This is a genomic window from Devosia sp. CN2-171 (genome assembly GCF_049354815.1).
Lineage (GTDB): Bacteria > Pseudomonadota > Alphaproteobacteria > Rhizobiales > Devosiaceae > Devosia_A.
This window is the reverse complement of the sequence record NZ_CP186479.1, coordinates 2579994-2606960: the sequence shown is the minus strand read 5'-3', so window position 1 is coordinate 2606960 and position 26967 is coordinate 2579994. Positions and strand designations below refer to the sequence as shown.

32 protein-coding genes, 1 tRNA gene and 1 pseudogene are annotated in these 26967 nt (G+C 65.7%); 17 read left to right on the top strand and 17 right to left on the bottom strand.

Annotated elements, in window-relative coordinates; all coding sequences use genetic code 11:
* The first annotated feature begins 71 nt into the window (after window positions 1-71).
* Window positions 72-884, top strand: a complete 813-nt coding sequence (locus tag ACOYW5_RS12880) for an alpha/beta hydrolase (protein WP_423065290.1) — start codon at window positions 72-74, stop codon at window positions 882-884.
* Window positions 881-1228, top strand: coding sequence for a hypothetical protein (locus ACOYW5_RS12875; RefSeq protein ID WP_423065289.1), 348 nt, complete (start codon window positions 881-883; stop codon window positions 1226-1228). Before ACOYW5_RS12880 ends, ACOYW5_RS12875 begins: the two co-directional genes overlap by 4 nt.
* On the opposite strand, the gene ACOYW5_RS12870 is transcribed toward ACOYW5_RS12875, so the two are convergent.
* The 4 genes from ACOYW5_RS12870 to ACOYW5_RS12855 are packed head-to-tail and all read right to left on the bottom strand — an operon-like array spanning window position 1225 to window position 4565.
* On the bottom strand, window positions 1225-1878 hold the full coding sequence (locus ACOYW5_RS12870; RefSeq protein ID WP_423065288.1) for a GNAT family N-acetyltransferase: 654 nt from the start codon (window positions 1876-1878) through the stop codon (window positions 1225-1227). The genes ACOYW5_RS12875 and ACOYW5_RS12870 overlap by 4 nt on opposite strands.
* The gene (locus tag ACOYW5_RS12865) at window positions 1875-2747 is read right to left on the bottom strand and encodes an SDR family oxidoreductase (RefSeq protein ID WP_423065287.1); all 873 of its coding nucleotides are present in this window, start codon (window positions 2745-2747) and stop codon (window positions 1875-1877) included. The genes ACOYW5_RS12870 and ACOYW5_RS12865 overlap by 4 nt, the downstream gene beginning before the upstream one ends.
* 12 nt (window positions 2748-2759) lie before the next feature.
* Window positions 2760-3899 carry a tRNA epoxyqueuosine(34) reductase QueG gene (gene queG / locus ACOYW5_RS12860; protein WP_423065286.1) on the bottom strand — a complete coding sequence of 380 codons (1140 nt, stop codon included), beginning with the start codon at window positions 3897-3899 and terminating at the stop codon, window positions 2760-2762.
* Window positions 3900-3929: 30 nt separating this feature from the next.
* On the bottom strand, window positions 3930-4565 hold the full coding sequence (locus ACOYW5_RS12855; protein ID WP_423065285.1) for a glutathione S-transferase family protein: 636 nt from the start codon (window positions 4563-4565) through the stop codon (window positions 3930-3932).
* Window positions 4566-4694: 129 nt separating this feature from the next.
* Here ACOYW5_RS12855 and ACOYW5_RS12850 point away from each other — a divergent pair, with 129 nt between their 5' ends.
* From ACOYW5_RS12850 to ACOYW5_RS12830, 5 genes are all read left to right on the top strand, one after another.
* Window positions 4695-5507, top strand: a complete 813-nt coding sequence (locus ACOYW5_RS12850) for an undecaprenyl-diphosphate phosphatase (RefSeq protein ID WP_423065284.1) — start codon at window positions 4695-4697, stop codon at window positions 5505-5507.
* Between the two features lie 78 nt (window positions 5508-5585).
* Window positions 5586-6413, top strand: a complete 828-nt coding sequence (locus ACOYW5_RS12845; RefSeq protein ID WP_423065283.1) for an arylamine N-acetyltransferase family protein — start codon at window positions 5586-5588, stop codon at window positions 6411-6413.
* Complete coding sequence (locus tag ACOYW5_RS12840; RefSeq protein ID WP_423065282.1) at window positions 6413-7012, top strand: YdeI/OmpD-associated family protein; 600 nt, start codon at window positions 6413-6415, stop codon at window positions 7010-7012. Before ACOYW5_RS12845 ends, ACOYW5_RS12840 begins: the two co-directional genes overlap by 1 nt.
* Window positions 7009-7527 (top strand): DUF1697 domain-containing protein, encoded by a 519-nt coding sequence (locus ACOYW5_RS12835; protein WP_423065281.1) that lies wholly within the window; start codon window positions 7009-7011, stop codon window positions 7525-7527. Before ACOYW5_RS12840 ends, ACOYW5_RS12835 begins: the two co-directional genes overlap by 4 nt.
* Window positions 7524-8420, top strand: coding sequence for a ribokinase (locus ACOYW5_RS12830; RefSeq protein ID WP_423065280.1), 897 nt, complete (start codon window positions 7524-7526; stop codon window positions 8418-8420). Before ACOYW5_RS12835 ends, ACOYW5_RS12830 begins: the two co-directional genes overlap by 4 nt.
* Here ACOYW5_RS12830 and ACOYW5_RS12825 read toward each other — a convergent pair.
* Window positions 8417-9274 carry a glycosyltransferase family 2 protein gene (locus ACOYW5_RS12825; RefSeq protein WP_423065279.1) on the bottom strand — a complete coding sequence of 286 codons (858 nt, stop codon included), beginning with the start codon at window positions 9272-9274 and terminating at the stop codon, window positions 8417-8419. The two genes, ACOYW5_RS12830 and ACOYW5_RS12825, sit on opposite strands and share 4 nt — an antisense overlap.
* Window positions 9275-9400: 126 nt before the next feature.
* Here ACOYW5_RS12825 and ACOYW5_RS12820 point away from each other — a divergent pair, with 126 nt between their 5' ends.
* Both ACOYW5_RS12820 and ACOYW5_RS12815 read left to right on the top strand, forming a co-directional pair.
* On the top strand, window positions 9401-9820 hold the full coding sequence (locus ACOYW5_RS12820) for an Hsp20 family protein (RefSeq protein WP_423069461.1): 420 nt from the start codon (window positions 9401-9403) through the stop codon (window positions 9818-9820).
* Between the two features lie 15 nt (window positions 9821-9835).
* Entirely contained in the window at window positions 9836-10111 is a 276-nt protein-coding gene (locus ACOYW5_RS12815) for a DUF1150 family protein (protein ID WP_423065278.1), read from the top strand.
* A gap of 6 nt (window positions 10112-10117) precedes the next feature.
* Here the strand turns inward: ACOYW5_RS12815 and ACOYW5_RS12810 are convergent, their stop codons facing one another.
* The 8 genes and pseudogenes from ACOYW5_RS12810 to ACOYW5_RS12775 form a co-directional block, all read right to left on the bottom strand.
* Window positions 10118-11080 (bottom strand): squalene cyclase, encoded by a 963-nt coding sequence (locus ACOYW5_RS12810; protein ID WP_423065277.1) that lies wholly within the window; start codon window positions 11078-11080, stop codon window positions 10118-10120.
* 6 nt (window positions 11081-11086) lie between these two features.
* Window positions 11087-11554 (bottom strand): PTS sugar transporter subunit IIA, encoded by a 468-nt coding sequence (locus ACOYW5_RS12805; protein WP_423065276.1) that lies wholly within the window; start codon window positions 11552-11554, stop codon window positions 11087-11089.
* A 48-nt stretch (window positions 11555-11602) separates the two neighbouring features.
* Window positions 11603-12166 carry a ribosome hibernation promotion factor gene (locus ACOYW5_RS12800; RefSeq protein ID WP_423065275.1) on the bottom strand — a complete coding sequence of 188 codons (564 nt, stop codon included), beginning with the start codon at window positions 12164-12166 and terminating at the stop codon, window positions 11603-11605.
* Between the two features lie 208 nt (window positions 12167-12374).
* Window positions 12375-13867: pseudogene (rpoN, locus tag ACOYW5_RS12795) on the bottom strand (RNA polymerase factor sigma-54).
* A 127-nt stretch (window positions 13868-13994) separates the two neighbouring features.
* On the bottom strand, window positions 13995-14753 hold the full coding sequence (gene lptB / locus ACOYW5_RS12790) for an LPS export ABC transporter ATP-binding protein (RefSeq protein ID WP_423065274.1): 759 nt from the start codon (window positions 14751-14753) through the stop codon (window positions 13995-13997).
* Window positions 14750-15202 carry a lipopolysaccharide transport periplasmic protein LptA gene (lptA, locus tag ACOYW5_RS12785; protein WP_423065273.1) on the bottom strand — a complete coding sequence of 151 codons (453 nt, stop codon included), beginning with the start codon at window positions 15200-15202 and terminating at the stop codon, window positions 14750-14752. The genes lptB and lptA overlap by 4 nt, the downstream gene beginning before the upstream one ends.
* Window positions 15199-15837 carry a hypothetical protein gene (locus tag ACOYW5_RS12780; protein WP_423065272.1) on the bottom strand — a complete coding sequence of 213 codons (639 nt, stop codon included), beginning with the start codon at window positions 15835-15837 and terminating at the stop codon, window positions 15199-15201. Before ACOYW5_RS12780 ends, lptA begins: the two co-directional genes overlap by 4 nt.
* A complete protein-coding gene (locus tag ACOYW5_RS12775) occupies window positions 15837-16451 on the bottom strand; it encodes a ribonuclease D (protein WP_423065271.1) in 615 nt (204 codons plus the stop codon). The genes ACOYW5_RS12780 and ACOYW5_RS12775 overlap by 1 nt, the downstream gene beginning before the upstream one ends.
* 126 nt (window positions 16452-16577) lie before the next feature.
* On the opposite strand from ACOYW5_RS12775, the gene ACOYW5_RS12770 reads away from it, so the two are divergent.
* Window positions 16578-18431: a polysaccharide biosynthesis protein gene (locus tag ACOYW5_RS12770; RefSeq protein WP_423065270.1), complete on the top strand. Its 1854-nt coding sequence runs from the start codon at window positions 16578-16580 to the stop codon at window positions 18429-18431.
* Between the two features lie 4 nt (window positions 18432-18435).
* Complete coding sequence (locus ACOYW5_RS12765) at window positions 18436-19233, top strand: phosphodiesterase (RefSeq protein WP_423065269.1); 798 nt, start codon at window positions 18436-18438, stop codon at window positions 19231-19233.
* On the opposite strand, the gene ACOYW5_RS12760 is transcribed toward ACOYW5_RS12765, so the two are convergent.
* Together ACOYW5_RS12760 and ACOYW5_RS12755 are read right to left on the bottom strand one after the other, a co-directional pair.
* Window positions 19230-19637: a group III truncated hemoglobin gene (locus ACOYW5_RS12760; RefSeq protein WP_423065268.1), complete on the bottom strand. Its 408-nt coding sequence runs from the start codon at window positions 19635-19637 to the stop codon at window positions 19230-19232. The two genes, ACOYW5_RS12765 and ACOYW5_RS12760, sit on opposite strands and share 4 nt — an antisense overlap.
* A 120-nt stretch (window positions 19638-19757) precedes the next feature.
* Window positions 19758-19842: transfer RNA gene (locus tag ACOYW5_RS12755), tRNA-Leu, on the bottom strand.
* 195 nt (window positions 19843-20037) lie between these two features.
* Between ACOYW5_RS12755 and ACOYW5_RS12750 the strand changes: the two genes are divergently transcribed.
* A complete protein-coding gene (locus tag ACOYW5_RS12750) occupies window positions 20038-21000 on the top strand; it encodes a complex I NDUFA9 subunit family protein (RefSeq protein WP_423065267.1) in 963 nt (320 codons plus the stop codon).
* Between the two features lie 4 nt (window positions 21001-21004).
* Here the strand turns inward: ACOYW5_RS12750 and ACOYW5_RS12745 are convergent, their stop codons facing one another.
* A complete protein-coding gene (locus ACOYW5_RS12745) occupies window positions 21005-21229 on the bottom strand; it encodes a hypothetical protein (protein WP_423065266.1) in 225 nt (74 codons plus the stop codon).
* An 88-nt stretch (window positions 21230-21317) separates the two neighbouring features.
* Here ACOYW5_RS12745 and ACOYW5_RS12740 point away from each other — a divergent pair, with 88 nt between their 5' ends.
* The 5 genes from ACOYW5_RS12740 (at window position 21318) to ACOYW5_RS12720 (ending at window position 25046) form a co-directional block, all read left to right on the top strand.
* Entirely contained in the window at window positions 21318-22292 is a 975-nt protein-coding gene (locus ACOYW5_RS12740; protein WP_423065265.1) for a helix-turn-helix transcriptional regulator, read from the top strand.
* A gap of 62 nt (window positions 22293-22354) precedes the next feature.
* A complete protein-coding gene (locus ACOYW5_RS12735) occupies window positions 22355-22717 on the top strand; it encodes an ArsR/SmtB family transcription factor (RefSeq protein WP_423065264.1) in 363 nt (120 codons plus the stop codon).
* Window positions 22698-23198, top strand: coding sequence for an SRPBCC domain-containing protein (locus tag ACOYW5_RS12730; protein ID WP_423065263.1), 501 nt, complete (start codon window positions 22698-22700; stop codon window positions 23196-23198). The genes ACOYW5_RS12735 and ACOYW5_RS12730 overlap by 20 nt, the downstream gene beginning before the upstream one ends.
* Window positions 23199-23298: 100 nt before the next feature.
* Entirely contained in the window at window positions 23299-24711 is a 1413-nt protein-coding gene (gene uxaC, locus ACOYW5_RS12725; RefSeq protein WP_423065262.1) for a glucuronate isomerase, read from the top strand.
* Window positions 24712-24719: 8 nt separating this feature from the next.
* Complete coding sequence (locus ACOYW5_RS12720; RefSeq protein ID WP_423065261.1) at window positions 24720-25046, top strand: cupin domain-containing protein; 327 nt, start codon at window positions 24720-24722, stop codon at window positions 25044-25046.
* 12 nt (window positions 25047-25058) lie between these two features.
* On the opposite strand, the gene ACOYW5_RS12715 is transcribed toward ACOYW5_RS12720, so the two are convergent.
* On the bottom strand, window positions 25059-26942 hold the full coding sequence (locus ACOYW5_RS12715) for a diguanylate cyclase (protein WP_423065260.1): 1884 nt from the start codon (window positions 26940-26942) through the stop codon (window positions 25059-25061).
* Window positions 26943-26967: the final 25 nt, after the last annotated feature.

The following is a 26967-nucleotide window of genomic DNA, read 5'->3' as shown; positions in this document are numbered from 1 at the left end:
TCGACAAACTGTTGCCGCGAAGCAGGCGACGGGGCATACGCCGTGCGCTGTAGTGGTGGAGATGGTGTGTCATGACCGAGCTTGCAACCGAGTATCTCGAAGTCGGATCGGGCACCGAGTCGCGGCGCATCGCCACGCTGCGCCGACCCGGCAAGGCACCCGGCATCTTCTGGCTCGGCGGCTATCGTTCGGAGATGACCGGTGCGAAGGCGACTGCCCTCGATGATTTCGGCGCCGAGCACGGCCTCGCCGTCACCCGGCTCGACTATTCCGGCCACGGCCAATCGGGTGGAGATTTCCTCGAAGGCACGATTTCCCGCTGGCTCGAGGAGTCGCTCGCGGTCTTCGCATTGACGGAGGGACCGCAAGTGGTGGTCGGCTCCTCGATGGGGGGGTGGCTTGCGGTACTGTTAGCCCGCCACATGCATGGGCTCGGCAGCGATCGGGTCAAGGCGCTGGTGCTGATCGCCCCGGCGGTCGACATGACCGAGGAGCTGATGCTGAAGGGCTTCTCGAAGAAGGAGCTGAAGGCGTTGCGCGAAAAGGGCGTGGTCGAGCAGCCGTCGGAGTATTCGCCCGATCCCTATCCGATCACCGCCCGGCTGATCGAGGACGGCAAGCGCCACCTGATGTTCGGCCGCGGCATCGATGTCGGCTGCCCGGTGACGATCCTCCAGGGCGGCAAGGATCCGGACGTGCCGCGCGACCATGCGCTGAAGCTGGTGCAGCACCTCTTGACCGATCCAGTGACCTTCACGCTGGTGCCGGATGGCGACCATCGGCTGAGCCGGCCGGAGGACCTTGAACTGCTGAAAGCCGCCGTGGAGCGCGAGATCACCGTGCCGCCGGAGCAACTGACGCTCGACCTGGGAGAGACGACGTGACCGAAATCACCGACGACTTCATGAAGGGCATGCTGGCCAAGGCCCGTCCCTACACCGTGGTGCTGCTGTCCAAGGGCCCCAACTACCGGGCCGATGGCGATCGCAGCATCATCTGGGAGCACGGCCGGCGCAATTTCGAGCTGCGCGCCGATGGCAAACTGGTCGTGGTGGTGCCGATGGGCGCCGGGGATGGCACGAGCGACGTGGTCGGCATCTCCATTCTCACCACCACGCCGGAGGATACGGCAGCGCTGATGGCAGACGACCCGGCAATCGTCGCCGGCTGGCTTGTCGCCGAAATCCGCGCTGGCCGCAGTTTTCCGGGGGACAGCCTGCCAGGCTAGCCGAAACGCAATGCCGACTTCTGCTGCCCGTCAGCGTCGAAGTTCGCCGGGTCGAGCCAGCGTTCATACTCGGCCTTGAGCGCCGGCCATTCGCCGTCGAGCATCGAGAACCACGCGGTATCGCGATTCTCGCCCTTGACGATCATGTGCTGCCGGAACCGGCCCTCGTAGGTGAAGCCAAAGCGCTCGGCAGCGCGCTTCGATGGCTCGTTCCGGTCGTTGCACTTCCACTCGAAGCGGCGATAGCCGAGGTCGTCGAAGACGTTGTGCGCCACGAGGTAGAGCGCTTCGGTGGCGAGACGGGTGCGGGCCACGTCCGGGCCCCAGTAGACATAGCCGATCTCTATCACGCCATGTTCCGGCACGATCCGCATCAGTTGTTGCCAGCCGCCGGCTCGTCCGGTCGACTTGTCGACAACTGCATAGAGGATGGGGTCGGCGACACCCTGTTGGCTGACAATCCAATCCCGCACCGCCTCGACGGATCTGAACGGATATGACGGCAGGTAGGCGAAGCGCTGCTCGGCGTCGGGTATGTCGACGGCCGCGAACAGGTCGGCGGCATGGCTGGGGACGAGCGGCTCGAGCCGGGTGTATCGACCCTCGAGCACCACGCGCCCGGGGGGTGTTGCCGGCTGCGGTGCGCTCATGCGTGTGCCTTCCAGATGGCGTCGAGGCCTTCGCGATAGGTAGGGAATTCGAGCTCGGTGCCGAGCGCTGCGAGCACGCGCTTCGAGGAGACGCGCTTGTTGTCGCCGTAAAAGCTCCGCGCCATCTCGGTCATCTGCGCCGTCTCGAACGGCATCTCGGGCGGCGGCGCGACTCCCATCATCGCGGCGGCGTAGGTGACGAGATCCTGCGGCGGGGCAGGCTCGGTGTCGGCGAGGTTGTAGGTGCCCTCGAGCTTGGCCAGCGCGGCAAGCGCGGTGATGCGGCCGATATCGCCGACATGGATGCGGTTGAACACCTGGCCCTGCTTGACGATGCGACGCGCGGTTCCTTCGCGCAGCTTGTCGAAGGCGGAGCGGCCCGGGCCATAGATGCCGGCGAGGCGCTCTATGAACAGCGGCACGCCGCGCGCCCTGGCATAGTCACGCCAGGCCTGCTCAGCTTCGACACGCTGCTGCGAGCGGAAGTTTGTGGGGTTCGTCGGCGCATCTTCGTCGACCCACTCACCGTCGAAATCGCCATAGACGCCGACGGTCGAGAAATAGCCGATCCACTCGAGGTTCTTGGCCGCGTCGAGATCGGCGCGGTGGTGGATGAGCGCCGGATCTCCGCGCTCGTCCGGCGGGATGGAGAGGATCACGTGGGTCGCCTGGCGCAGGTCGGCGCCCAGCGTCGCGCCGGGGACTTCGCCATCGAAGACATGGATACGGTAGTTAGTATCGGCGAAGGCCTCGGCGCGCTCCTCGCTGCGCGATGTGCCGGCGATGATGGTAGTGGGGTCGCCCAGCTGGTGCAGGGCCCGCGCCGTGGCCCGCGAGGAATAGCCCATGCCGAAAAAGAAGACGTTCATCTGAAGTGGTCTCTAGTTAGCGCGCGCTGGCTGGACAGCCGCGCTCCACTCTGCCTGGACGCTGATGTCGCCTTCATCGGCAAAAAAGGCAAGCCTCAGTGCATGGGCGTGCGCATCGGTCGCGAGCCGCCTGACCGCCCAGACGGCCGCGCCACGGATCAGCGGATCGGGATCGGCGAGCCGCGCCTCGATGAGCGGGACGAGGCCGGGGTCGCTGGAATTGCCGATGGCGATGAGCACGTTCCTGAGGAACCGGGCATGGCCGATGCGTTTGACCGGTGAGGCCGAGAAGAACGCGCGGAAGCCGTCGTCATCGAGTTGCACCAGATCGGCGAGCGCCGGAGCCCGCAGATCGTCGCGCGCCATCAGCTTCATCTCGTGGGTGAGCGAGGCGAACTTGTTCCAGGGGCAGACGGCAAGGCAATCATCACAGCCATAGATGCGGTTGCCCATGGCGACGCGGAATTCGTGCGGGATCGGCCCCTCATGCTCGATATTGAGATAACTGAGGCAGCGCCTGGCATCGAGCTGGAACGGAGCAGGGAAGGCGTTGGTGGGGCAGATATCAAGGCAGCGCCGGCAGTTGCCGCAGCTTTCGGGATGCGGCTCGTCGGCGGGAAATTCCGCCGCGGTGAAGATGGCGCCGAGGAACAGCCAGGAGCCGAATTCGCGGCTGACCAGCACGGTATGCTTGCCCTGCCAGCCGATGCCGGCCGCTTCGGCGAGCGGCTTCTCCATCACCGGCGCTGTGTCGACAAAGACCTTCGCCTCCTCGCCGGTCCAGCGGCGGACGAGGCCGGCAATCTCCTTGAGCTTGCCCTTGATGACATCGTGATAGTCGCGGTTGCGGGCGTAGACGGAGATATTGCCGATGCCGGGGCGTTCGAGGTCGGCGAGAGGATCGGTGTCCGGCCCGTAATTCATCCCCAGCATGATCACCGAGCGGGCCTCGGGCCAGAGCGCATTGGGATCGCCGCGCCGCTCGGCGGTCTCGGCCATCCACGCCATGTCGCCATGCCAGTGATGTGTCAGCGCGGTATCGAGCTTGCCCGGCAGGTCGGGCCGTGCATCGGCCCGCGCGACGCCGAAGGCGCTGAAGCCGAGGCTGGTGGCGCGTTTCCTGAGATTGGCGAGGATGTCGGTCTCTGTCACGCGGGCTGCCTTAGCACGCCACGGGTGCGATCAGAAATCGAGGTCCGCATAGCCAGCGGCGGCCGGCATCCCGCCGATGCGGTCGTTGAGCAGGGTCCGGAAGGCTGGGCGCGACTTGATGCGGGCGTACCACTGGCGCGTCTCGGGCGAAGTATCCCACAGCACGTCGCCGAGGTAGTCGAGGCTCGAGAGGTGGGCGGCGAGCGCGAAATCGGCGAGCGTCATCGAGTCGCCGGCGACCCAGCTGCGCGTCGCGAACAGCCAGTTGAAGTAGTGGAGGTGCTCGCCGAGATTGGCCTTGGCGACGCGCAGCACGCCCGGCTCGGGCACTGCGCCGCGCTGGTCGCGCTTCACGATCTTTTCTTCGAGGATGTAGCGCGTCACTTCGTCGTTGAGCTTGACCAGCACCCATTCGAGCAGCCGCCACATCTCGTTGCGGGCCGCCGGCTGCGACGGGAAGAGGCCGGCGACCGCGGTCGGCGCGTAGCGGTCCTCGATGGCATGGATGACGGCCATGGTGCCGACGACCGGCGGATCGGTGTCCTGGATCAGGATCGGCACGGTCGCAGCCGGGTTGATCTCGAGCAGCGCGGGGTCGCGCGCCCATGGCTTGATGTCATCGAGGTCGATACCGACGCCGTACTCGGCGAACATCAACCGGGCCAATCGTGACGATGGGTCTAGCCGGTGCTGGAGCAACCTTGGCATGCGTTCTTCGATCCTTGGCGGGCTAGCGCAAATCGGGCTAGATGCCGCGCGACTGCCCGGGGCGGCGGGCTTGAGTTAGGGGATCAGATGAACGGCGATCAAGGTCTTTTTGTGCCTCTTCTACTGGGGATCGTTGAAGGGCTTACCGAATTCCTACCGGTCTCCTCGACTGCCCACATCCTCCTGATCGGGCACTTCCTCGGGTTCAACAGCCCCGGCCGCGTGTTCGAGGTGCTGATCCAGTTCGGGGCGATCCTCGCGATCCTGATCGTCTACTTCAAGCGCCTCGTCTCCATCGCACGTGACGCAATTGCGCGGAAACCGGGCGCCCTGCGCTTCATCCTCGGCGTGATCCTCGCTTCGTTCCCGGCGGCGCTGGCCGGCGTCCTGCTGCACGATTTCATCAAGACGGTGATCTACGAGACGCCGATCGTCTTCTGTGTGTCTCTGATCCTCGGCGGCATCGTGCTGCTCTATGTCGACCAGCTGAAGCTCACCCCGAAATACACAGATATCTACAATTACCCGCCACTCCTCTGCCTCTATATCGGCCTGTTCCAGATGCTGGCGCTGGTTCCCGGCGTGTCGCGCTCGGGCGCAACCATCGTCGGTTCGCTGCTTCTCGGCACCGACAAGCGCTCGGCGGCGGAGTTCACCTTCTTCATCGCCATGCCGATCATGGGCGGCGCCTTCCTCTACGATCTCTACAAGAGCCGCGACTTCATCACCGCCGAACTCGGCGCCGCAGTGATCATCGGCTTTGCCGCCGCCTTCGTGACGGCCTTCTTCGTGGTGCGCTACCTCCTCGACTACATCTCCCGGCACGGCTTCGCGATCTTCGCCTACTGGCGCATTTTCGTCGGCGCCATCGGGCTCTGGGCGCTGCTGCTGTTCAAGTGACAAGGACCTGCCCGTCGGCGCGGGGTGACAAACCGGCTTTCGCGCACCATTATCGCCCTCCCGGATTCGGCGGTGGGGATGTCCGTGGCGACTAAGGCCAATATCGATGCCTGGTTCGAACGCATCGGCTTTGCCGGTTCGATCGCGCCATCGCTGGAGACGCTGGGCCAGCTGATCCAGCTCCATGTCGACAAGATCCCGTTCGAGAACCTCGATCCGCTGATGGGCGTGCCCGTTCGGCTCGATCTCACCAACCTGCAGCAAAAGCTCCTGTTCGATCGCCGCGGCGGCTACTGCCTCGAGCACAACCTGCTGCTCAAGGCCATGCTCGAAGAGCTGGACTATGCGGTGAAGATCCATCCGGCCGTGGTGCTGTGGGGCCGCGAGGAGCCGGTGGACGAGCCCGCAACGCATGTATTCCTGACCGTCGAGATCGGGGGCAGCCGCTACCTCGTCGATGGCGGCTACGGTCGCCAGACCCCCGCCGCACCGTTGCGGCTGCGCGCTGACGTCGAACAGCCGACGCCGCATGAGCCCTATCGCCTGCTCGAACAGGATGGCGTGTGGCGGGCCGAGTCGCTGATCTCAGGCGAATGGCGGGCCCTGTTCCGCTCGAGCCTCGACGAGATCGACGAGGCCGGGCTGAACCAGATGAACGAACTGGTATCGTCGAGCCCAAGTTTCCGTGACCGGCTGATCGCCGCCCGGGCGGAGAAGGGCCGGCGTGTCGCGCTGCTGAACCGTCGCCTCACCATCCGGCCGACCGACGGCGAGCCGGATGTGCGCGAGCTCACGTCGACCGCCGAACTGCGCGAGGCGCTGACTGCGACACTCGGCATCCAGCTCCCCAATGATGAGCGCCTCGAAGTGGCGCTGGACAAGGCGCTCGCCTCGGAGCTCGTCTGATGGCCCCGGTCATCGTGGATCCCAGGAAGGTCCGCGAGTTCGAGGACTTTCAGTCCTTCTACGATTGGCTCGCCGAGCATCACGACAAGGCCGATGAGGTCTGGATCAAGATGCACAAGGCCGGCTCGGGGCTGAAGTCGGTCAACGCCAAGGAAGCGATCGACGCCGTGCTCTGCTGGGGCTGGATCGACGCCATCCGCAAGGGTCTGGACGACAAGAGCTTCCTGCAGCGCTACACGCTGCGCGGCCGGAAGAGCGTGTGGAGCAAGATCAACGTCGACAACGTCGCCCGGCTTGAGAAGGCCGGGCTGATGACCGACCACGGCCGGGCCCACGTCCTCCTCGCCAAGGCCGACGGCCGCTGGGACAATGCCTATGGGAGCGGCAAGGACCTGAAGATCCCCGCCGACCTGCAGGCGGCCATCGACGCCGAGCCGGCCGCGAAGGGAATGCTGGGCAAGCTGACCGAGCAGAACCGCTTCGCCCTCGCCTTCCGCATGCACAACATCAAGACCCCGGCCGGCCGCGAGAAGAAGATCAAGGCCTTCGTCGACATGCTGAAGGCAGGGGAGACGATCTATCCCCAGAAGGCGAAATGACGGTCTGGGTCGCGTTCCTCCGCGCCGTCAATGTCGGCAAGCGCCAGATGAAGATGGCCGAGCTCAAAACGCTCTGCGAGGAGTTGGGCTACACCGGCATCAAGACCATTCTCGCCAGCGGCAATGTGCGCTTCGAATGCGACGGCGATCCCAAGGCCGAGCTCGAAGCGGCAATCGAGAAACGCTGGGGCTGGTTCAGCGAGGCGGTGATGCGCTCGGGCGATGAGATCGAGGCCATGCTGGCGTCCTCGCCTTTCTCCGCCTATCCCGACGAAGGGCCGTTCCATCGCTACGTAATGATGTTCGACAAGCCATTGCCGGCCAACGCGAAATTGACTGGTGTCGCCGGCGATTACGACGTGGTGCGGGTCGATGCGCGCGATCTCTATCTGGTCGGCTGGCGCCAGCCGGATGGCCGGCACGGGCCGGGGCTGGACAAGTTCGACCGGCAGTTGGAGAAGGGAGCGATTGCCACGATGCGCAACTGGAACACCATTCCCAAGGTCCTCAAATGATTACGGTTCTCGGCTCCACCAATCTCGACCTGATCGGCACCGTGAGCCGCATCCCGAAGCCCGGCGAGACCGTGCCGGGAGACAAGTTCTCGATGGCCGCAGGTGGCAAGGGCGCCAACCAGGCCCTCGCCGCGCGCCGGGCCGGGGCCGAAGTGCGCATGTTCGCCGCGGCCGGTACCGACAGTTTTGCCGATGAAGCGCTCAAGCTCCTGCGCGCCGATGGGGTCGACCTGAGCCACGTGCGCATCGTCGACGGACCAACCGGCATCGCCATGATCTTCGTCGACGAGGCCGGCGAGAACGTCATCGCCATCCTGCCCGGCGCCAATGGCACGATGAGCCCCGCCGACGCCGACGCGGCGCTTGCAGGCCTCGGCATCGGTTCGGTGTTGATGCTGCAGCAGGAGATTCCGCAGGCGGCGACTGAGCGGGCGCTGGAGCTGGCGCGGGGGCAGGGCGTGGTCTCGATCCTCAACACCGCGCCGTTCCTCAAGACCACCAGGGCGGTGGCCGAGCAGGCTTCGATCGTCATCGCCAACGAGACCGAATTCGAACTGCTGACCGGCGCGGGCGTGGAGCGGCTGGACGCGGCGATGGCGGACTGGGCCCGGGCGCAGAACCAGACGGTGATCGTGACGCTCGGCCCCGACGGCGCGCGGGCCGCGACACCGACCGGCAGTTTCCGTGTCCCGGCGCTGAAGGTCGAGCCGGTCGATACGGTGGGTGCGGGCGATACGTTCTGCGGCTATCTCGCTGCCGGGCTCGATCAGGGGCTCGACCTCGAGGCGGCAATGCAGCGCGCGGCAGTGGCAGCCAGCCTCGCCGTGCTGAAGCCGGGGGCGCAACCGGCCGTGCCTTATGCGGCGGATGTGGAGAAGGCGCTCAAGTCCTAGCGCGCCGCTTCATACGCCCGCAGCCTCGGTTCTAGGTGATCCTCGAACAACAGCCCCGGCCGCCTGGCCATCGCCTCCGGATAGGCCGCCTCCGCCGCGAGTGAGAGCTGCAGGAACGCGATCAGCCCCTCGGCCGCATCCGCAGCTGCGAAGCTGTAGTGCCCCGTCTCCAGCCGTTCGAGCAGAGTCTTCTTCGACGCGATCATCTTCTCGGAAAAGCCCTCGCCGTTGCTCATCGAGGTGCTGACCTTGAGGTAGTCGTGCTGCGGCGTGCCGAGGTGGTGGACGACATCCGCCGTGCGCCACAGCTGCAGCAGCAGTTCGAGGTCGGTCATGTTGGTCAGCGTGAGATCGTAGTGGGCGTCGCAGCGGCGGCGGTCCCAGACGATCATCGAATCCATCGACAGGTTGACGAACTTGTACGCTCCGGGTGTGAGCCGCCGGTCCGGGCCCTTGCCCACGAAGCGCAGGTGCTCGTAGCGATCGGTCATCACGTCGAGCGCCGAGGAGACGATCGGGACCTCGGCGAGTGCGGCCACCGCCCGCGCCAGCTTGTCCGGCTTCAGACGATCGTCGGCGTCGAGGATCGCGACATGGGGGGCCGTGATCTGGTCGAGCGCCAGGTTGCGCGCCCGCGACGCGCCGGCGCCGAGCTGGCCGGTCGAGAGAAAGTGCATCCGGCGGTCGCGCAAACCGGCGTGCGCTAGCAGCGCCTCGTAGTCCGCGCCGTCATCGGAAACGACCCAGATATGCCAGTCGGCATGGGTCTGGGCCACGACGCTTTTCACCGCCTCGGCGATGAAGCGTTCCGCCTTGTAGGCCGGGATCACCACCGCAACGGTTTGCTCTGCCAAAGCCGGTCCCTCCCACCGTAAACGGCCTTGATCCGGCCGGGGCCGAGACCCATATCACGCTCATGAAGCGGTGCCACTGAAACTCGGGCCGCTCCAACAACCGTTGCTTTGAACAAGGACGATCGTATGTCGCGCGTCTCCATGTTTTCGGCGCCCTTCCTGCTCGGTTTCGATGCTTTCGAAGAACGCATCGACAGGATGAGCAAGGCGGCCGACGGATACCCGCCCTACAATATCGAGCGCAGGCTCGATGCGCAGGGCGAGGAGACCTTCACGATCTCCATCGCCGTCGCCGGGTTCGCGCCAAGCGATCTCGACGTCACGGTGGAGGACAACCAGCTGCTCGTACGCGGGCGGCAGAAAGATGATGCGGCACGAGAATTCCTGCATCGCGGTATTGCCGCGCGGCAGTTTCAGAGGAGCTTCCTTCTCGCCGATGGCATGGTGGTCAGAGACGCTGAATTACGGAACGGTATGCTGATGATTTCAGTTGTCCGTCCAAAGGCCGAAAAGATTGCCCGCCGGATCGAGATCCGTTCTGCCTAGAAAGGGGAACATGAGATGCAAGAGAACAGAGAACAGCCTTTCGACAACAATCCCCTGCGCGACCTGACCGAAGCCCAGTTCATGGCGCTCGGCGGCAATGCGGTGGTCTACGTCAAGCACGTCAAGGGCGCCCAGATGGGTCCGATCCTGCCCGGCGCCGACTTCGACGAGGAGACCGATTTCCACATCGTCGTCTCGGCCGACGGTTCGCCGCTAATGGTGGGCGACAGCGAAGAGTCGGTCGCAGAGTGGTTGAGCGACAAGTCTTTCGGCATCGTGACGCTGCACTGAGCGAAGTCAGGCGCCCTGTTCGCGCCACCACCTGAGCACCCTCATGGCGCGCAGGGTCACCCATTTTGACGGCTGGCCCTGCCCATCATCCACATCGAACCACACCCGACCCGCGAGTTGCCGGTCGAGCACCCAGCGTCCGTCGGGCTGCCGTCGCGACTGGACATGGTCGATCGCTTCGGCGATGCGCCGGTCCGGCCTGGCCAGCAATCCCGCCGAACGGAAATAGTCGAGCGCACGCAGCACGTCGTAACGCCAGCGGTTAGGGTGGGTGAACTCGAGGAAAGCAGGGTCGGCCACCTCGCCGGTGCTGAGCCGTCGGAACAGCTGGCGCGCGAGCAGGTACTCCTCGCCCGAGCGTCGTGCCTCCCGCGAGGCCGCGGTGCCGCCCGTGGAGCGTTCGAACTCCAGCAGCCCCTCGAGTACGTTGATCGTCGTTGCGAAGGACGAGCGGAGCGAGCCGTTGATCCGCTCGCAGTTCCACCCACCGTCGGCGAGCCGCTGCCCGACGAGCCGCTCGACGATCGGGGCGACGTCGACGCCGAAATAGGCGCCGTCGGCGACTGTCCGGCCGTTGATGCACTCCTCGACCTCGCCCTCCCAGAAGGGCTGGTGGTCGTGATCCCAATGCGCGTTCATGCCGACCAGCGCCACCGTACGCCGCGCGATCCCGCTATCTGGATCGATCCCGAATTCGCGCAACTGGGTCAGGGAGAAACCGGTCGCCGTCCAGGGCTGGCCGACACTGTGCCATTCGCTCCAGTCGAAGCCCGCCGGAACGAAGGCGCCGCCGGCCCATTGGCCGTCCGCGTCCTGGTTGGAGAGCAGCCGGGCGCCCCAGCCCGTGGTCTCGACCCTGGCGCGCTCGGCCCGCCACTCGGCTTCGGGCGCATCGAGCAGGTCGCGCAGCACCTGCCAGCGGATGGCGGGATCGGAATCGAGCAGCCAGCCGATGACCGGATCCGGCATCGGGCCTCAGGCCGCCTGGGTCTGGGCCAGCGGCTGGGTGAGGATCGCATGAAGCTCTGCCGCATCGTCGGCGGCACGCAACCGCGCCACGACCGAGTCGGTGCGGAGGAGCCGCGCCACGCGGGCGAGGGCCTTAAGGTGGTCGGCGCCCGCCCCCATGGGGGCGAGCAGCATCATGACCAGGTCGACCGGCTGGTCGTCGACCGCTTCGAAATCGATGGGCTTGGAAAGCCGCGCAAACACCGCCGTAACCGAGCCGATGCCGGCGAACTTGCCATGCGGGATGGCGATGCCGTTGCCGAGCCCGGTCGAGCCCAGCTCTTCACGCTCGTTCACCGCTTGAAAGATAGTTGCGGCGTCCTGTCCCGTTACTTTGGCGGCGCAGTCGGAAAGCTTTCGCAGTACGTCCAGCTTGGTCTTGATATCCGAGCAAACAATTACAGCCTCCTCTGAGAGGATGTCAGCCAATTCCATCAAGAAGTTCCCATCGTGGAAGCGGAGAGGACGCGCTCTTCCGGAGCCCTAGTTCGGCTTGAGGGCTGGGTCGATCCAGCCAATATTGCCGTCGGCGCGGCGGTAGACCACATTTAGGCCACCATGTCCAGCATGCCGGAATACGACCACTTCCGACTGGGTCAGATCAAGCTGCATCACCGCTTCTCCCACAGACATCTGCTTGAGGCTCGACGTCGTTTCGGCGATCACCGGCGGCGAGTAATCCTCGCCCAACTCGTCGTCGTCTGGCGCGGCCAGCAAGTCCGAGGAGGCCTCCTCGTCGCTGCCGTTGTGCTTGCGATGCGCCTTGAGCTTGCGGTTGTAGCGACGCAGCCGCTTCTCGATCGTCTCGGCCATCAACTGGTAGGCCGAGGTGGCGTCGCCGCCGTAGGCACTCGACTGCAGCACGGTGCCCGAGTCGAGGTGGACGAGGCACTGAGCGGAAAAGCCCGAACCTTCGGGTTCGAGGGTCATGTGGCCATTGTAGTTGCCGTCGAAATACTTCTTCACCACCGTGTCGAAGTGCCCTTGCGCCTTGGCTCGCAGCGCATCGCCGACATCCATGTTCTTTCCCGAAACACGCAGAGTCATGGAAGTCCTCTCTTCTGGTTTATGGTAGCCGGCCGGTGCCGCCCACCATGAGAGGTGGGCTCTCCGGCAGAGGGAGTCTAGACCGCCCCTTCTCCGGGAGCAATGCAGGGATTTGGGTTCGGTTGCGCTTCAGCGGAGGTCGAGGAGAACTATCTTTCCGTCGCCACCGGCTTCATCATCACCGGTCGTCATCTCCGGATGAACGAGCTTACCGCACCGTCGCCATTGCCCGCTTCTGCCGGCGGCGGATGACCGAGCTCGGGATGTTCATGCCTTCGCGGTATTTGGCCACCGTGCGGCGGGCAACTTCGATGCCCTTTTCCTTCTGCAGGAGCTCGGCGATCGTATCGTCCGAGAGGATATCGGCCGGCTGCTCGGCTTCGATCAGCTGCCGGATGCGGTAGCGCACCGCCTCGGCCGAGTGATCGCCTTCGCCGGTAGAGGAGCCGAGCGCGGTGGTGAAGAAGTACTTCATCTCGAACAGCCCGCGCGGGGTCGAGACGTATTTGTTGGAGGTCACCCGGCTGACCGTCGACTCGTGCATCTCGATGGCGTCGGCGACGGCCTTCAGCGTCATCGGTTTGAGATGCGTGATGCCGTGGACGAGGAATCCGTCCTGCTGCTTCACGATTTCGGCGGTGACCTTGAGGATGGTCTGGGCCCGCTGGTCGAGGCTCTTGGCCAGCCAGTTGGCGGTGGCGAGGCAATCGGTGAGGAAGGTTTTCTCGGTGCTGTCGCGGGTCTTCTTGGTCACCGAGGCATAGTAGATGCGGTTGACGAGGACGCGTGGCAGCACTTCGGAATTGAGCTCGATCTGCCACTCGCCGCCCGGCCCCGGGCGCACAAAGACATCGGGCACCACCGCTTCGACCGGCCCCGACTCGAAGGCGCGGCCTGGCTTGGGGTCGAGCTGGCGCAACTCCGCCAGCATCTCGGCGAGGTCTTCGCGGTCGACGCCGACGGTGCGCATCAGCGCCGCCATGTCGTGGCCGGCGATCAGCTCGAGATTGTCGAGCAGGCGCTGCATCAGCGGATCGAGCCGGTCCTTTTCGCGCAGCTGGATGGCGAGGCATTCGCGCACGTCGCGGGCGAAGACGCCAACGGGATCAAGGGTCTGGAGCTTCCTGAGCACCGCCTCGATCGTTTCCATCGGGGCGCCGAGCTGCTCGGCCACGGTCTCGAGCTCGACGGCGAGGTAGCCGGCTTCGCTGAGGCTGTCGATGAGGAACTGGCCGATCAGCCGCTCGGCCGGATCGTTGATGATCAGCCCAGCCTGTGATCGGAAAGCGTCAGGCGCGAGGCGACGAACTGGTCGAGGTCGGCGGCCTCGCCATCGCCGGACCCGCTCCTTTCGTTCCAGTTCAGGCTGTCGCTGGCCCGGTCCGGCGCCGACTGCTCGGGAAAGACGTTCTCGACCTCGGTGTCGTAGCCGTTGGCGATCGATTCAGCCGACTGGATGCGGTCTGAATAGTCGACAGTGTCCTCGGCGGCGTTCAGCTCCGTCGGCCGCTCGGGTGCCTCTGCATCTCCGGGCTCGGCGCCGTCCTCGCGCTCCAGCAGCGGATTGCGCATCAGCTCGGCTTCGACGAAGGCGTTAAGCTCGAGGTGACTGAGTTGCAGCAGCCGGATCGACTGCATCAGTTGTGGCGTGAGCGTCAGGCTCTGGCTCTGACGAACCTCAAGCCGTGGCGACAAGGCCATGCACTAAACTCCCCGCGGCACTAATCAGGCTTCCCGTTGTCACAATGCACAATCGGGGCCGCGAGGGCAAGAACCGTGCCAAGAATGGTCGCGTTTCGAGCGAGGGTTTACGCTTAGTCCTGCAATCTCAGCTGTCGAACGTGTCGCCGAGGTAAACCCGGCGGGCTTCGGGGTCCGCCGTGATTGCTTCAGGCTTGCCCTGGATCATCACGTGGCCCTCGTGGATGAGATAGGCGCGATCGACCAGCGACAGGGTGTCGCGTACCGAATGGTCGGTGATGAGGACGCCGATGCCGCGTCGCGTCAGGTGCCGCACCAGCGCCTTGACCTCGCCCACCGCGATAGGATCGACGCCGGCGAAGGGCTCGTCGAGCAGCATGAACAGCGGATCGGAGGCGAGGGCCCGCGCGATCTCGACCCGCCGCCGTTCGCCGCCCGACAGCGACATAGCGTTGGATTTGGCGATGTGGCGGATGTGGAACTCGTCGAGCAGCTCGTCGAGCCGCGCCATGCGGTCGGCGCGGCGCGGGATGTGGCCCTCGAGCACGGCAAGGATGTTGCCCTCGACGCTCAGGCCGCGAAAGATCGAGCTTTCCTGCGGCAGATAGCCGATGCCGAGCCGTCCGCGCTGGAACAGCGGCAGGTTGGTGATCGGCCGGCCATCGAGCAGGATCCGCCCCTTGTCCGGCTTCACCAGCCCCATGATCATGGTGAAAACGGTGGTCTTGCCGGCCCCGTTCGGACCGAGCAGGCCGACGGCCTCGCCGCGGCGCACAGCGACGCTGACATCCTCGACCACGGTGCGCTTGCCGAAGCGCTTGTTGAGCCCGTGCGCGACGAGCCAGCCGGCCTGATCGACCGCGGACGCTGCAGCGGTCTCGTTCATTGCGGCGTGAACACCCCGGTGACGCGACCGCCGCTCTTGCCGCCCTCGAAAGTCGAGGTCTGGCTGGCAAGGTTGATGGTGAGTTCGGGGCCGCTGACCTGGCCCTGGGCGTTCAGCACATGGACGTTCTCGGTGAGTTTGAGGATCTGGCTCAGCGGGTCGAACGTCGCCCGCCCGCCTGTCGCCTCCTGTGCCGGGGTCTTGATGCGGACCGAGCCGGTGGCGGTGATGTTGTCGATGTCGTTCTCGCCGCCCTTGCCATAGGTCACCACCACCTTGTTGGCCCAGATGGTGAGGTTCGTGCGCGTGATCACGACGCTACCCGAGAACGTGCCGTTGCGGTTGGCCTGGTCGACGGTGAAGTTGTCGGCGGTGATCTTGACCGGCTCGGCCGCGAGCGCGGGGGCTGCGAGGAGCAAGGCGAGGGCGAGGGGGATGAGGGGCTTCATTGCTGCTCGCCCGGGGTCATGTTCAGGTTCACCGTCACATCCTTGAAGCTGTAGACCCCGGACTTGTGATCGTAGCTCATGCCGTTCGAGTCGAGTGTCGAGCCGTCCGGGAGCTTGATATGCACGGCCCCGCCGGCGGTCATCGTGTAGTTCATCAGGTCGGCGAAGATGCCGTCGAGCGTACCTTCGAGACCGTCCGTGCCCGTTACATGGGTAGTGCCCGGCACATTTAACAGCTGGTTCGAGGTCTGGAACTGCGCCCCGTCGGCCTCGGCCTTCATCGTCGCGCCTTCCTTGGGCGACATGGTGAGGCTGGCCTTGACCATATCGATGATGTCGCGCTGCGTCGCCGAAACCTTGGCGGACTGGGCGCTTACAGAGAACAGCGTGCCGTCCTGCCCGGTGGAGGTGAGTTGCGGCGTCTCGACCACGAGGTTGTCGCGGTCGATGCGGATGTTGGAAAAGCCGAAGCGATGCGACAGCACATCGAGCGCCATCGCGCCGATGACGAAGAGCAGCACCGCTACCCCCCCCGCCGGTACCAGCCAGCGCAGCGCCGCCACCACCCGGTTGCGGCGCATCAGGCCGGCATAGAGCCGCTCGCGGCTATCGGGAAGGGCGGCGACGCCAACCATCAGCTATGCGCGAAGATGTCCGTCTCGTCCCAGCCCATCAGGTCGAGATCGATCCGGTGCTTGAGGAACTCAAAGCAGGCGGTGGCAAGCTCGGTCCGCCCCTCGCGCTTCAGCATGCGATCGAGATGGCGCTTGAGGTCGTGGAGATAGAGGACGTCCGAGGCGGCGTAGTCGAGCTGCGCCTCCGAAATCTTCTCCGCTCCCCAGTCCGAACTCTGCTGCTGCTTGTTGAGATCGATATTGAGCAGCTCGCGCGCCAGATCCTTGAGACCGTGCCGATCCGTATAGGTGCGCACCAGCCGCGAAGCGATCTTGGTGCAGTAGATCGGGCCGGTGACGACGCCGAAGCGGTGCTTGAGCACGGCCATGTCGAAGCGCGCATAGTGGAAGATCTTGGTGACGCCAGGGTCGGCCAGCATCTTCACGAGGTTCGGCGCGTCCTTGAGGTCGGCGGGAATCTGCACGACGTCGGCACTGCCATCGCCGGGGGAGAGCTGCACCACGCAGAGCCGGTCGCGACGCGGGTCGAGCCCCATCGTCTCGGTGTCGATCGCCACCTCCCGCCCATAGCGCGAAAGGTCGGGCAGGTCGCCCCGGTGCAGTCTGATAGTCATGTCGAAATCCTGGATCGAACGGTCGGGCTGTGATGCCATAGCATAAAGGCGTTGGAAAGGCCGGGCAGCATAGCTAAGAGGCTTGTGAGAGCGGCGTGGCGCGCGAATATCCGGCATATGGGTCGAATGGACACGTTGGAGAAAGTCCGGGACGGACTCAGCAGCCTGCCGCGCGCGCTGAAGCGCAGCCTGTTCATCGTCTTCGACATGGCGGCGCTGTTCGGCGTGCTCTGGCTGAGCTTCGCCATCCGCCTCGCCCCGCCCTATGCGCCACCCGGTCCCGCTCACATCGCTCTGATGCTGCTCGCTCCGGTGATCGCCGTGCCGGTGTTCATCCGCCTCGGGCTCTATCGCGCCGTGATCCGCTACCTGCCCGAACGGGCGCTCTGGACCATGATCCAGGCCATGCTGGTCGCGACCATCATCTGGGTCGCCGTGCTGTTCGTCGCCGAAGCGACGCGCTTCGCCGTGTTCCCGCGCACCGTGCCGCTCTTCTATTTCGTCTTCGGCGCGCTGATCGTCGCCGGCTCGCGCTTTCTGACCAAGGGCCTGCTGTCGCTGCCCGAGCGCAACATGGGCCGCGCCCGCGGGGTGGTGATCTACGGCGCCGGGTCGGCCGGTACCGAGCTTGCCGAAGCGCTGCGCAACACCTCGCGCAACTACGTCGTCGCATTTCTTGATGACGACCGCAGCCTCTGGGGCCGCGACGTTGCCGGCATCCGCGTCTACCCGCCGGCCAAGCTCGAGGAGCTGATCCGCAATCGCGGCGTGCATGAGGTGGTGATCACTATCCCCTCGACCGACACCGAGCGCCGCAGCCGTATCGTTGCCGAGCTGACCCGGCTGCCGGTCCGCCTTCGCACCCTGCCGGCCATCTCCGATCTCGTCGCCGGCAACTACCGCTTCACCCAGTTGCGCGAGATCGATATCGACGACCTGCTCGGCCGCTCGGCGGTGCCGGCAGACCCCACGCTTCTCGCTTCGATCCTCAGGGATCGGGTGATCCTCGTCACCGGCGCCGGGGGCTCGATCGGGTCCGAACTCACCCGGCTGATCATCAGCCAGGCGCCGCGCAAGCTGGTACTGCTCGAAGCCAATGAGTTCGCGCTCTACGAGATCGAACGGCACCTGCGCGCCAGTGCCGATACCGAACTGGTCCCGGTGCTCGGCTCGGTTTGCGATGCCCCGCTGCTCGAGCGCACGCTGGCCGAGCACGGCGTCGAGGTGATCTTCCATGCCGCCGCGCACAAGCACGTGCCGCTGCTCGAGACCAATGTGCTCGAGGCGGTGCGCAACAACGTGTTCGGCACGCTGAGCCTTGTCGAGGCCGCCGTCGCTGCCGGGGTCGAACGGTTCGTCCTGATCTCGACCGACAAGGCCGTACGGCCCTCGAGCGTCATGGGCGCCACCAAGCGCTGGGCCGAGCTGATCGTGCGGCAGTCGGGCGGCAACCGCCGCTACTGCGCCGTGCGCTTCGGCAATGTGCTCGGCTCGAACGGCTCGGTGGTGCCGCTGTTCCGCGAGCAGATCGCCGCCGGCGGCCCGGTGACGCTCACCGATAGCCGCATGACGCGCTACTTCATGTCGATCCACGAGGCCGCCGAACTGATCGTCCAGGCCGGCGCGCTGGCCGAGGGCGGCGACGTTTTCCTGCTCGACATGGGCCAGCCCGTCGCCATCCGCGACCTTGCCGAAAACATGATCCGCCTCGCTGGCCTCACTACCCGTTCGCCGGACAATCCGGACGGCGACATCGCCATCGTCGAGACCGGCGCGCGTCCGGGCGAGAAGCTGGTCGAAGAGCTGTTTTTCGATCCGGCCAATGCACTGCCGACGACGCAGCCGCGCATCCTGCGAGCTCCGCCGGCCTCGCTCCGCGGCAAGGAACTCGGCTCGGCACTGGAAGCGTTGCGCAAAGCCCTCAAGTCCGGCGACGAAGCCGAAGTGCGCCGCCTGCTGTTTGCCCTCATTGAGGAGTGAGCCGGTGCTGATCGCCCATCTGTCCGACCCGCATGTCTGCGCGCCGGGCGAGCTCTACCAGGGGCTGGTGGATTCGAACGGCATGTTCGAGGCAGCCGTGCGGCGCGTGACGGCGCTCGATCCGGCCCCCGACTTGGTCATCATGACCGGCGACATCACCGAGCACGCGACGGAGGCGGAGTACGCCCACGCGCTGTCGCTGCTGGCACCGATCCGGCAGCCGATCCTCGCCATTCCCGGCAACCACGACGAACGCGAAGCCTTCCGCCGCGCCTTTGCCGGGCATGGCTTTGTTCCCCCGGTGGGCCCGCTGCATTTTGTCGCCGGAGCGTTCGGGCCGGTGCGGGTGATCGGCCTCGATATCAGCGTTCCCGGCCACCATCACGGCGATATCGACGCGGCAACCGTGGCATGGCTCGAGGCAGCCATCGCCACCGAACCGGACCGGCCGACGCTGATCATGCTGCACCAGCCGCCGGTCGAGACCGGCATCGGCTTCATCGACGCCTATCGCTGCTTCAACGGCGAGCGGCTGGCGGCGGTGATTTCGCGCTATCCCACCGTCGAGCGCGTCCTCTGCGGCCACGTGCACCGGCATATGTCGATGCGTTTCGGTGGCACGATGCTGCAGATTGCGCCGAGCACTGCGAGTTCGATCGCGCTGCGCCTCGCGCCCGATGCGGAGCCGGCGTCCTTCGTCGAGCCACCGGCTCTGCTGCTCCATCACTGGCGTGGTCCGGCCGGCCTCGCGACGCACTACCTGCCGATCGATCCCGGCGCCGGACCGCTGCCGTTCTTCTAGCGCTCCTGAGGCTCTGTCGTCGTCCCGGCCCGCATCACCCTGAGCGTGCGCGGATCCTGCCCGCGGAACTGCGCGATGCGGATGCGGAAATTGTTCCCGATGGTTTCGGCCCGTTCGACAAACAATGCCGCGACGGCGGGTGGGCAGAGCTCCTCCACCGTCATGCGGAAGAGCGTCAGCCAGCGCTGGAAATGCGCGTCGGACAGTTCGGGAATGGCGATGTGCTTGGGCATCGGCCGGCCCATATAGCTGCCGGTGCCGAGCAGCATCGAGCTCCAGAAATCGGTGATCTTGCTGAGATGCGCCGGCCATTCCTCGGCGGCGACCACCCGGTTGAACACCGGCCCGACCACGTCATCGGCCCGCGCCCGAGCGTAGAACGCCTCGACTACGGCACGCACCATGGCGTCGTCGAGCTCGTCCGGAACGAGTCGGCCAGTGGGATGCAGACGCTGACCTGTGGGTTGCTCAACCATAACTCACCAAAACAAAAAGCCTCCCCGGAGGGAGGCTCTTGAGCCGATTGGTGCCCTGGAGAGGACTCGAACCTCCACGTCGTTAAACACACGGACCTGAACCGTGCGCGTCTACCAATTCCGCCACCAGGGCAAACCGATGGGCGCCGCTACGTAGGGGATGGCGCGGGGCGTGTCAATGCGCCGGGAGGCGGTTGCGATGAGAATGTTCGGGCCGGGCGGCAAGCGCCTGCGTCATGGTCGCGCTGCGGCGCCTCGAACCCTCGACACTGGAACAGGTGCGCGCTAGAAGCGGCCAGTTGATTGCGCCAACGGAGCCCCCTGCGCCATGGAGTCCTCGAACAACCTCGTCACCATTTTCGGCGGTGCCGGTTTCATCGGGACGCAGGTGGTGCAGGTGCTCGCGTCAAAGGGCTACCGCATCCGCGTCGCGGTGCGCCGGCCGGACCTCTCGGGCCACGTGAAGCCGCTCGGCATGGTCGGGCAGGTGATGCCGATCCAGGCCAATATCCGCAATCGCGATTCGGTCGAGCGCGCCATCAAGGGGGCGTCGATCGTCATCAATCTCGTCGGCATCGGCCACGAGAGCGGCAAGCAGCGCTTCCGTGCTGTGCACACGATGGGCGCCAGGAACATCGCCGAGGCGGCCAAGGCGCTGAAGGTCGAGCATCTGGTGCATGTCTCGGCGCTCGGTGCCGATCCGCAGAGCCTCAGCGGCTATGCCCGGTCGAAGGCGCTGGGTGAGGCCGAGGTGCTCTCGGCTTTCCCCTCGGTCGTGGTCATCCGCCCCTCGATCGTCTTCGGGCCCGGCGATGGCTTCTTCAACCGCTACGGCATGCTGGCGCGCTTGCTGCCGGTGGTGCCGGTCATCGGCGGCAAGACCCGCTTCCAGCCGCTCTATGTCGGTGACCTGGCGCTTGCCATTGCCGCCGCTGCCGAGGGCGAAGTGAAGGGCGGCCGGATCTACGAATTGGGCGGGCCCGAAGTCGCGACCCACAACGAGCTGGTGAAGCGCGTCATCGCCGACACCGCCCGCACCAACCCGATCGTGCCGCTGCCGGCAGGGATCGCCAAGCTCATCGCCTTCCCGCTGTCCTTCCTGCCCTCGCCGCTCATCACCGGCGACCAGGTCGATCTGCTGCAGCAGGACAACGTGGTGTCCGAGGCTGCAACCAAGGACAAGCGCACGCTCGCCGCCTTCGGTGTCACACCGACGGCGATGGAGGCGATCCTGCCGAGCTATCTGTGGCGGTTCATGAAGAACGGCCAGTTCGACCGGCAGACCGCCTGAGCACTCACATCAGGTCCGGCGGCAGCCCTAGATCCCGCTTGAGATAGGCCGGCATCTCGTCGAGATGGATGCGTTCGGGCCGGCGTAGCGTGCGCCTCAGCAGCCGATTGGCATGGGCGCGTAGCAGCAGCGACCTGAACCATGCCCCGACGGCCGGTGCAGCCAGCGGAGCCTCGTCGGGCTGCATTCGCGCACTCTTCTCGACTTCGATCAGATATCCCACGCTCATCCCTCATCTCCTCGTCTCTTTGCAAAAACGACTCTATGCCTATAAGGCTGACATCCGATGTCAGGGTTGATCGTGTAGAAGAGCTTTTATGCGTGCCAGTCGCCTGCTCACCATTTTGATGATCCTCCAGACGCGAGGCCGGACCAGTGCCGAAACGCTGGCCGAGGAGCTCGAAGTCTCGGTGCGCACCGTCTATCGCGACATCGACCAGTTGAGCGCTGCCGGCGTGCCCGTCTATGCCGAGACAGGGCGGAACGGTGGTTTCGCCCTGCTCGATGGCTGGAAGACCCGGCTCAACGGGCTGACGGCGCCGGAAGCGCGGGCCCTGTTCTTTTCGGGACTGCCGGGACCGGCGGGTGAGCTGGGGCTCGGCGACGAGGCGGCGCAGGCGGAACTGAAGCTGCTGGCGGCGCTGCCGGCCGACTGGCAGGCCGAGGCCCGCCGGATGAGCTCGCGCTTTCACCTCGATCCGCGCGGCTGGTTCCAGCCCGGCCACAAGCCGGAATTCCTGAAGCTCGTCGCCGAGGCGGTGTGGAACGCCACCCGCATCGCCATCCGCTACGAGAGCTGGAAGGACGTGCGCGACCGGGTAATCGAGCCACTCGGGCTCGTGCTGAAAGGTGGCGTCTGGTACGTCGTGGCGCAGCGCGATGGCGCTGCCCGCACCTACAGGCTCTCCCAGATCCAGGCGCTCGGACCGACCGGTGAGACCTTCGTGCGGCCCAAGGATTTCGACCTGCCGAGCCACTGGGCCGAGGCGACCAAGCAATTCGAGCGCGACATCTATGTCGGCACCGCCAGGGTGCGCGCCAATGCCGTCGGCCGCCGCAAGCTCAAGGACCTGAGCGAGACCGTGCGCCATGCCATCGAGGCGCTCACTGTTGTGCCGGACGCCGACGGCTGGGCCGAGTTCGACCTGCCGGTCGAGGAGACCGGCTGGGCCAGCCACGAGCTGACCAAGATCGGCGACGACGTCGAGGTCCTGGGTCCACCGGAGCTGCGTGCCCGGGTGGTCAGCAACGTGCAGAAGATGGCGCGGCTCTACCGGGTCAACGGCACCTAGAAACACTGCAAGTCGCGCCAGCCCTCTTGTGCGCGGCTGTCTGTGGTCATATACTGAACTATATGGTTCAGTTTTATCAAGCCCGCTTCGATGCTTCGTTCTCGGCCCTGTCGGACGCCACGCGTCGGGGTGTGCTGGAGCAACTCGGGCAATCCGATGCATCGATCACCGAGCTCGCCGATCGGTTCCACATGACCCTCACGGGCATGAAGAAGCACGTTGGGGTGCTGGAGCAGGCAGGGTTCGTCGTTACCCAGAAAGTCGGCCGGGTCCGCACCTGCCGGCTCGGCCCCTACCGACTGGAGGACGAAATGACCTGGATCGAGAATTACCGCCGGCTGTGGGCGGCTCGCTTCGACGAGCTGGACCAGATCGTCGAAGAGTTGAAGCGCAAGGAGAAGGCCGATGGACGGTCAAGTGAGTGAAGCCGGCAAGTACGAAACGACGACGGAACGGGCCTCCGGGCGCGAGCTCGTTGTCACACGGACCTTCGACGGCCCGGCGCGGCACGTGTTCAAGGCCTGGACGACGCCAGACCTCTTGCAGCGCTGGTGGGCGCCCAAATCGATCGGCATCACGCTCGTCTCTTGCGAGGTCGACGCGCGCACGGGCGGTACCTACCGCTTCGAGTTCGGCGTGCCGGGTTCAGACCAGCCGGTCGCCTTCTTCGGCCGCTATATCGAGGTGGTGCCGGATAAAAAGATCGTCTGGACCAACGAGGAAGGCGAGGACGGATCGGTGACCACGGCCACCTTTGAGGAAAAGGACGGCAGGACCCTGCTGGTCATTTCCGACCTCTATCCCACCGAAGCGGCGCTCGATGCGGCCATCGCCTCAGGAAGCGTCGCCGGATACGACGAGCAGTTTGGACAGCTCGACGAGCTTCTCCCCACGCTACGCCCATAGTCGCAACCCCGCCGGCGGTGAACATGGCTGGACAGCCGCCGGCCACGCTCCCTATGGTGCGCCCCAAGCTAAGTAACCAGTTGGTTCGGGGAGGATGAGGGTGGCTGCGGCATATCTGGACGAGGACCGGCTGTTCGATGCGGAACCGAAGGCGCGGGGCGTGGCCCGTGCACTCTATGCCGGCATCAAGGACCTGCCGCTGGTCTCCCCGCACGGCCATACCGAGCCGCGCTGGTATGCCGAGAACGAGAAATTCCCCGATCCGGCGCAGCTGCTGATCGTCCCCGATCACTACGTGTTCCGCATGCTGTTCAGCCAGGGGATACGGCTCGAGGACCTGGGCGTGCCGACCGCCGACGGCAGCGCCGTCGAGACCAGCGGCCGGACGATCTGGCGGCTCTTTGCGAAGAACTATTACCTCTTCCGCGGCACCCCGACGCGCATATGGCTCGATCACACGCTGGCGACGCTTTTCGGCATCGAGGAGCGGCTGACCGAAAAGAACGCCGATGCCGCCTATGACCGGATCGCCGAGCTGCTGCAGCGCGACGACTATCGGCCGCGTGCCCTGTTCGAGCGCTTCAACCTCGAAGTGATCTCGACCACCGATGCCGTCACCGACGAGCTCAAGTGGCACAGGATGATCCGCGACTCGGGCTGGAAGGGCCGGGTCGTTCCCGCCTATCGGCCCGATGCGGTGGTCGATCCGGATTTCGCCGGCTTTGCGCAGAATCTTGATCGGCTGGGCGAGCTCACCGGCGAGGATACCGGCCACTGGACCGGCTATCTCGAAGCACATCGCCAGCGCCGCGCCTATTTCAAGCAGTTCGGCGCGACGTCGTCGGATCATGGCCACCCGACTGCCGAGACGGCCAATCTCCTGCCCAAGGAGGCGGGGCAGCTGTTCGACAAGGTGCGGAGCGGCAAGGCCGATACACGCGAGAAGGCGCTGTTCCGGGCCCAGATGCTGACCGAGATGGCCCGCATGTCGATCGAGGACGGGCTGGTGCTGCAGATCCACCCCGGCGCCTCGCGCAACCACTCGCCGACCATGCTGGCACACTTCGGCCGCGACAAGGGCTTCGATATCCCCACGCGCACCGACTATGTCGGGGGGCTGAAGCCGCTGCTCGACGCGGTGGGCACCGACCCGCGGCTCTCGATCATTCTCTTCACGCTCGACGAGAGTGTCTATTCGCGCGAACTGGCGCCGCTTGCCGGCGTCTATCCGTCGCTGAAGCTCGGCCCGCCCTGGTGGTTCCACGACAGCCCCGAGGGCATGCGCCGCTTCCGCGAACTGGCGACCGAGACGGCTGGCTTCTACAACACCGTCGGCTTCAACGACGACACCCGGGCCTTCCCCTCGATCCCGGCCCGCCACGATGTCGCCCGCCGCATCGACTGCGCCTTTCTCGCGCGACTCGTCACCGAACATCGGCTCGACGAGGACGAGGCCCACGAAGTTGCCAAAGACCTCGCCTACAACCTCGTGAAGAAGGCCTACAAACTGTGAGCGACCGCATGTCCCCACTCTTCGCGCAAGCCGGCGACGGCAAGGTCACCCAGCTCGACGGCTCGAGCCGGCGCGTCATCCTCGATCTGCCTGACCTGATGCTGGTCGAGTTCACCTTCGACAAGGGTGGTGTCGGCGCGCTGCACTCCCATCCGCACCGCCAGTCGAGCTACGTCGCCGAGGGCGTGTTCGAGGTGACGATCGACGGAGTCACCCAGACGATCGGCAAGGGTGGCGCCTATATCGTGCCCGAGGGGTTGGTGCACGGCGTCAAGGCGCTGGAAGCGGGCAAGCTGATCGACAGCTTCACACCCCGCCGCGAGGATTTCCTCTAGCGCAGGCTCGCCTCAGCCGGCGATCCGCGCCACATCGCGCGGCTTCCAGCCCATCACCCGGTTTCGGCCGGCGCCCTTGGCCTCATAGAGTGCCTCATCGGCGCGCGCCAGCAGTTGCGCCACGCTGCGTCGCGTCTCGCTTGCCCCATAGCTGGCGATGCCGGCGCTGATGGTGACGATGCCGGCTCGCGTTGAAGGATGCGGCAGCTTCAGTTCGCTGAGCGCCGTGCGCACCCGGTCGGCAACGACGAAGGCGTCGTCCTCGCCAGTATCGGGCAGGATGGCGACGAACTCCTCGCCGCCGTAACGGGCGGCGATGTCGTCCGGCCGCAGCAGCGTTGCCTTCAGGCAGCGGGCCACGTCGCGCAGGCACTCGTCGCCCGCCGGGTGGCCGAGCGCGTCGTTGTAGGGCTTGAACCAGTCGACATCGAACATGACGAGGCTGAAGGGCCGCCGCTCCTCCCGGCTGCGGGCGAGCGCCTCGGTGAAACGCACGTCGAACGAGCGCCGGTTCATCAGCCCGGTCAGTCCATCCGTCTCGGCGAGGACCTTGAGCTCGGAGGTGAGGCTGCGCAGCTCGCCTTCGGCCTTCTTGATCGAGGTGATGTCGGAGACCACCACCATGGCGGCGCCCTCATCGGTCGGGCGGGTCTTGACCAGCAGCCACCGGCCGTTGAACAGGTTGACCTGCTCTTCGGAATGCTTGCGCAGGGAAGCGGCGACGACCTCTACCCAGATTTCGGGGTCTCCGAGATTGAGCTGCTCGCCGGTCTCGACCACGCGGGTGAGGATGTCGCGGATATGCGCTCCCGGCCGGCGCACGTCGGCGGTCAGCGGAAACAGGCCTCGGTAGCGCTCGTTGCAATAGACGAGGTGCCCGCTGCGATCGAACATGGCGAGGCCGTCGGACATCTCGTTGACGGCGTAGTTGAGGAGGTTCCGGCTGTCGGTCAGGGCCACCTCAAGCTTGTGCTGCTCGGTGATGTCGCGTGTCGTACCGGCGATGCCGATCGCTTCACCGTCGGCATTGTGCAGCGCCACCTTGGAGGTGAGGAACCAGCGCTCGCGTCCGGACGCATCGACGATGCGCTCCTTGCGTCCAATCATCGGCGTTCCGGTTCGCAGGATACGCTGCTCGTCCTCGAACAGCTCGTCGGCGCGCTTCTGGTCCACGAGGTCGAAATCGGTTTTGCCGACGAGGTCCTCCGGTCGGTCGAGGCCCGCATTGTGGGCGACGTTGACGTTCGCCATGACGAAGCGGCTGGCCTGGTCCTTGATGTAGAAATACTCGGGCGAGCGCGTGAGGGCCGCGCTCATCAGGTCGCGCTCCGCCGAGCGCGCCTCGCCGCGAGCGACGACGAAGCCGGCAAGCACCGTCGCTGTAAAGATGAGGCCGGCCGCCGGCAGGGCCATGAAGCGCAATTCGTCGGTCAGGGTCGGCAGGCTAAGCGTGGTCAGCAACGTAACACCCGCCACGCCGGTTGCGGCGAGCAGCACGTGGATCGGTCTCGGGTCGCGACCGTTGAGCATGAGGTGGAGGATGACGCCGAGCAACGTGACGATGCCGATCATGACGAGGCCGGGTCCCGTGCCCACGCCGCCGACAGCCAGCCGGTAAGCCGCCGTCAACGCCGCAGCCAGCAACGCCGCGAGTGGCCCGCCGAAAAGGCCGGCAATCACGAGGGGTGCTGAACGGAGGTCGAGCAATAATCCCGGCTGGCCTTCGACAGCAAAGACGATGGTGGCGATAGCACTGAGGCCCATGAACGTGCCGAGCGCAAACTGACGCACCGGGCGCCGGTGGCGATGCAGCCACTCCTGGGCCAGTGTCCATAGGGCGAACACGGTCCCCACGACCGCGAAATTGGCTACCAATGCGTGCCAGAAGTCGTCCAAACCACCGCCGCCGAGCTCGTACTAC